This is a genomic window from Pseudanabaena mucicola FACHB-723 (assembly GCF_014696385.1).
In the GTDB taxonomy this organism is placed as follows: domain Bacteria; phylum Cyanobacteriota; class Cyanobacteriia; order Pseudanabaenales; family Pseudanabaenaceae; genus Pseudanabaena.
On sequence record NZ_JACJQB010000082.1, the window covers coordinates 1 to 4,870 of the forward strand.

At 42.8% G+C, this 4,870-nt stretch carries 8 protein-coding genes; 3 read left to right on the forward strand and 5 right to left on the reverse strand.

Annotated features, from left to right (window positions below; translation table 11 throughout):
- A partial coding sequence (locus tag H6F41_RS18425) for an IS630 family transposase (protein ID WP_190401965.1) occupies positions 1-446 on the forward strand: 446 nt, incomplete at its 5' end.
- Here H6F41_RS18425 and H6F41_RS18430 read toward each other — a convergent pair.
- The 3 genes from H6F41_RS18430 to H6F41_RS18440 are packed head-to-tail and all read right to left on the reverse strand — an operon-like array spanning position 447 to position 1,299.
- A complete protein-coding gene (locus H6F41_RS18430; protein WP_190404921.1) occupies positions 447-674 on the reverse strand; it encodes a PIN domain-containing protein in 228 nt (75 codons plus the stop codon). It abuts the gene before it with no gap.
- The gene (locus H6F41_RS18435; protein ID WP_190404922.1) at positions 667-1,017 is read right to left on the reverse strand and encodes a ribbon-helix-helix protein, CopG family; all 351 of its coding nucleotides are present in this window, start codon (positions 1,015-1,017) and stop codon (positions 667-669) included. The genes H6F41_RS18430 and H6F41_RS18435 overlap by 8 nt, the downstream gene beginning before the upstream one ends.
- A 45-nt stretch (positions 1,018-1,062) precedes the next feature.
- Positions 1,063-1,299 carry a DUF2281 domain-containing protein gene (locus H6F41_RS18440; protein ID WP_190404923.1) on the reverse strand — a complete coding sequence of 79 codons (237 nt, stop codon included), beginning with the start codon at positions 1,297-1,299 and terminating at the stop codon, positions 1,063-1,065.
- Positions 1,300-1,395: 96 nt separating this feature from the next.
- Here H6F41_RS18440 and H6F41_RS18445 point away from each other — a divergent pair, with 96 nt between their 5' ends.
- Positions 1,396-1,743: a nucleotidyltransferase domain-containing protein gene (locus tag H6F41_RS18445; protein ID WP_242023115.1), complete on the forward strand. Its 348-nt coding sequence runs from the start codon at positions 1,396-1,398 to the stop codon at positions 1,741-1,743.
- Complete coding sequence (locus H6F41_RS18450) at positions 1,740-2,114, forward strand: HEPN domain-containing protein (protein WP_190404924.1); 375 nt, start codon at positions 1,740-1,742, stop codon at positions 2,112-2,114. Before H6F41_RS18445 ends, H6F41_RS18450 begins: the two co-directional genes overlap by 4 nt.
- On the opposite strand, the gene H6F41_RS18455 is transcribed toward H6F41_RS18450, so the two are convergent.
- Together H6F41_RS18455 and H6F41_RS18460 are read right to left on the reverse strand one after the other, a co-directional pair.
- The gene (locus tag H6F41_RS18455) at positions 2,103-4,634 is read right to left on the reverse strand and encodes an Eco57I restriction-modification methylase domain-containing protein (RefSeq protein WP_190404925.1); all 2,532 of its coding nucleotides are present in this window, start codon (positions 4,632-4,634) and stop codon (positions 2,103-2,105) included. The two genes, H6F41_RS18450 and H6F41_RS18455, sit on opposite strands and share 12 nt — an antisense overlap.
- Positions 4,635-4,652: 18 nt before the next feature.
- The coding region (locus H6F41_RS18460; protein ID WP_190404926.1) for a transposase at positions 4,653-4,870 on the reverse strand (218 nt) is incomplete at its 5' end.

The window sequence follows — 4,870 nt, forward strand, 5'->3', positions numbered from 1 at the left end:
TTCCCTATGCTTGGCAAGAGAAAGGGACGGGTTTAAGCTTACCCAGTCAACGCAGTAAGAGGTTAAATGTCGTGGGTTTGATGAATCGAAACAATGACTTATCTGCTTATGTTTTTGAACGCAGTATCACCAGTGCAGTCATTCTCGCTTGTATCGATGACTTTGCTCGTCAATCTACCAAGCCAACAGTGATTGTTATGGATAAAGCCTCTATTCATACCAGTCAACTGATTCAAGAGAAATTAGAGCAGTGGAAGAACCAGCAAGTTGAGATTTTCCAGTTACCCCCTTATAGTCCCCAGTTGAACTTGATTGAAATTTTGTGGCGTTTCATGAAGTATGAGTGGATTGAACTCAATGCATATGAATCTTGGGAAAGTTTAGTCTCTTATGTTGAAAAAGTTCTTCGAGACTTTGGTTCAACTTATGTAATTAATTTTGCTTAGCTACTTAAAGGCATATTCTGGAGATATTTGCAGACGAAGTAGAACTGCTTGCAAACGATTGAGCATTCCCCATGAAACGATCAGTTCGACTGAGCCAAAATGACTTTTGCCTGTTTGAACAATGCTTACTAAATTTTGGCAGGCTGATCCTTGGTTTTGTTTAAGGTCGGCGAGGATGGCAGCACACCAAATATTGAGATCGAGACACCATCGCGAAATTTTAGCCATGTTGTGTCAGTAATACGGCAGCATTAAGGATGTCGTCTTCGGTTTCTAGGGTGTCGAGCCATTGCCGATCGCCTTGAGTTGACATTTTCTGTTGCAGTAGTCGATAGCGATGATTGAGGAGGGTGCGGGTAAGGGCTTGCTGTAGAGCTTGCCAATCTTCGATAGTTCCCATTGCTTTGATCTGGAGTAATGCTGTCCATGCTTCATGGGGGAGGTCGCCGCCTAGTTCTACGACTGCGCCTGTAAGTTGCGATCGCGATCGGTTTTCAAGTTTGGCAAGGTGATCGATTTTAGCGATCGTTTCACTGGTGACATGGGCAGATATGGTTTTGCTTTTGTTCATTATCTATAGTTTCTATAGGTTTTATAGATATTATAAACAATAGACTCAGATATACTGCTGAAAATCTTTTAGATGTTCTTTATCATCGGTGTGAATGATTAACTTACCTTTGGCAGTTCCTTTGTGGCGGCGATGGGTTGCTGGTGGGAGATTATTGGAGATTGGTTGCTGTGATGTTTTTGCACTGGTATAACGTTTTTTGAGAATGCCGATAAAGTCTAAGAGTAGTTCTTGGGCTTCGGTGGAGAGGTTGTCGATTTCTTGATGAATGGTTTCTAGCATGGCGCGATCGCTGTAACATTTTATCTATTGTCTTTCATTATGACGGATCGGTTAAAATTCTAGGCATAGCTGATGACAGTAGATTTTTGGGAGTAAATGATGATCAATAGTGCTAGTGGCGTGGTTACCGATCAACTCCAAACCTTATTAACAGAACTAAAACTCAAGTTACAGAAACTTTATGGCGATCGCCTATTTACATTGTTGCTGTATGGCTCGGTGGCGAGGGGTGAGGCGAATGCGGATTCTGATATTGATATTTTGGTGGTGCTGCGCGATCGCGTTTTACCGATGTCAGAAATTCGGCGGATGGCAGATATTAAGTTAGATTTTTTACTGGAGTTTGGCGAACTGCTTTCAATTATGCCTATGTCTTTGGATGAGTTTAATGACAATTCTGCTTCGTTTATAAATAGCATTCGCCGCGATGGAATAGCTCTATGAGCGACTTACAAAGATTTATCGCGTTATCCAAAGAAGAGTTAGAAACAGCGCAATTGCTTGTGGATGCGAGGCGTTATCGTTTATGTTTGTCCCGTTCTTACTATGCGATGTACTATGCTGCTCAGGCTTTGTTGTTATCAGAAGGTTTGGAAGTTTCTACTCATAAGGGTTTGATTAAGTTATTTGGTTTACATTTTGTGAAAACGGGAAAGATTAGCGCTGATTTGGTAAAGTCTCTGGCAAGTGCCTATGACGATCGCCAGTTGAGTGATTACAATGTTCGGTTTGAGCCTGAAGAAAATGATGCGCTAATGGCAATTGAGGAGGCAAAAAGCTTTACGGAGGCAATTTTTGTATTACTAAACGTCTAACACCGTTTGCCTCTTATCTACCACTTTTTCCTTTTTCCTTTTTCCTTTTTCCTTCCCAACTCCTGCTTTGACTTCTTCGGCGTATCTTTGATGGTTGAGGGCAAGGAGGCGATCGAGGATGTCGCGCCGTGCGGTTTCACTGATGGTGAATCTTAGTCCTTGTTTAGTTTGATGAAACCCATGAGCCAACGGGAATTGCTCTCCTCCCAATTCGTAATTCGTAATTCGTAATTGCTCCACCCACCCATAAGCTTTCATCACTGCGTAATCCATCTGTATATGCAGTTCCCGAAGTTGCTGGATGTCGATCGCGATGTCGTTGGGGTCGTGGAAGCGGTTATAGGTTTTGGTGAGTCCGAGTTGGGTGGTTTGCATGATCTGCTGACGCTGGTTGTAATATTTCTCTCCTATTGCTTCTAGTTCTTTTTCTGTTTCTGGGGTTGGGAATGGGAATGGGAAAGTTTCAAAACAAGTTGATGGAGTATATGACATATCTTGTTTTAGCGTTGAGGCAAATTGCATAGACCATTCCCAATGAATCTCAGATTGTAAAATTGAAAAATATCGCCATGAATTTACTGCAAAAACCACACAACGTTGATCAAAAATAATTCCCGTCTTTTGAAAAGCCCAAGCCCAAGTTCTACTAATTTGAGTTTTCACTAAAACCCGATCACATTGGGAGATCGCGTCATAAAGTTCTTTTCTTGTTCTTTCATGAATCCACCATTGCTCACGAGTTTTCTTATTATTTACAGTATCTCTGTAAGGTTTAACCAACTTTTCTACAATTTCTAAGCAATCAGGATAATCAGAAGCATAAGGCGCACCTTTAGGATTTTTCGGATCGTCATGTTCATGGGATAATGACCAATCAAAAAAGTTAATGACCCAACGTGCAGGAGATTGATTAGGGCTGGTGTTTAAATCTTCCCCATTGAGATAAGGAAATAAAACATCTTTATTTTTAGGGTTTTTGATAATTAAAGATTGAGCTTCTTCTATTTCTAATACAAAACCTTCTCCATAAACTTTATTTCCTGTAAACGACTTTCCACTATTAGCTTCAAGTTTGAGAGGATTTCCAAGTGTTTGATTAGACACTGTGAGATAAGGCGTAATTCCTTCAACTTCTTTCCCATCAAGCAAATATTTTCCTTCCCAATCACCTTTTTTAGCCCAAACATACGCAACCTCTAGCGCCGCAGTCCCCGACCAAGGACGACTGGGAATAGCGCGATAAATTTTTCCTTTAGTTGCGACTTGATCTAAACCGATTTCTCTCGTGTCACCTTGCGCGATGGTATTTGTGGCAACCAAACCAAAACATCCATCATTTTTCAATAAATTGCAAGCTTGCAAAAAGAAATAAGCCACAAAATCAGCATTTCCCTTTTTCTGAGCAATCCAATCTACCAGAAAATCACGATAAGGCGTTCCCATTACTCCCGTAATTTTTGACCCACCCATAAACGGCGGATTGCCACAAATCGCATCAAAACCACCTTGCGCCACCAAGGGAACAAGAGGCTTAAGCCCCTTGCCTGTTGTCTTCTGACTAGTCGAACTCAAAAACACCTCAGGAAACTCCAACTCCCAATGAAATGGACGCAACGCCTCCAAATCTGGCAATAACTCACGCTGCGACTCACTCACATCCATCTCACCATTCGCCACCAACAGCAACTCACGGCGCAAATCATCCTGCTGCGACCTTTTGCAACTTGCCAAATACGACATCACCAACAAATCCGCCCGATCCTTCAGATCCTTAATGCGAGCTTGCGACTCCGCCAACAAAGCTTCCTTCTTAGCCCGATCCTCCCGCGAATTCACCGTAAAACTCTCAAGCTCCATCCGCTTAGCGATCGCCTCCCGAATCCGATTCCATACCTCATTAATCCCAATTCCCAATTGATGAATATGACTCGACACATTCAAATCCCAAAACCGCAACTGCTCCACCGTCACCCCCACCAACGAATCCCCACACCGCAACGCATGATCCACAAACGTAAACGGTTTATCCTTCTGCAAAGTCTCCAACCATAACGACAACTTCGCCATCTCCACCGCCAAAGGATTCTTATCCACACCATACACACAACGCTCCGCAATCAACCGCTTCGCCACAATCAAGCGATCCAAATCATCATCAGGAATCAAAGCCTCATCAAGATCAGGCTTAGAGACATTCCCAAAAACCGTGAAGACTGACATCTGTCTTTGTTTTAAGCTATCTAAGCCCCCTAAATCCCCCAATTCTGGGGGACTTTGAATACTCTTGTTCCCCCAAACTTGGGGGCTAGGGGGCAACCCTTCCCAACTCTCCAACAACCGCGCCGCCAAATAGCGACAAACTTGCACCAAAAACGCCCCCGAACCCATCGTCGGATCGCATATTTTCAGATTCAGAATTTCCTGCGGCGACCTCAACTTCCATTTATCCTGCGGCAAACCCTCACTTACCCCCACATATACCAACGGCTCCAACGTATAGCGCACAATCTCCTCCGTCAAAGCCTTCGGCGTAAGTAGCTAAGCAAAATTAATTACATAAGTTGAACCAAAGTCTCGAAGAACTTTTTCAACATAAGAGACTAAACTTTCCCAAGATTCATATGCATTGAGTTCAATCCACTCATACTTCATGAAACGCCACAAAATTTCAATCAAGTTCAACTGGGGACTATAAGGGGGTAACTGGAAAATCTCAACTTGCTGGTTCTTCCACTGCTCTAATTTCTCTTGAATCA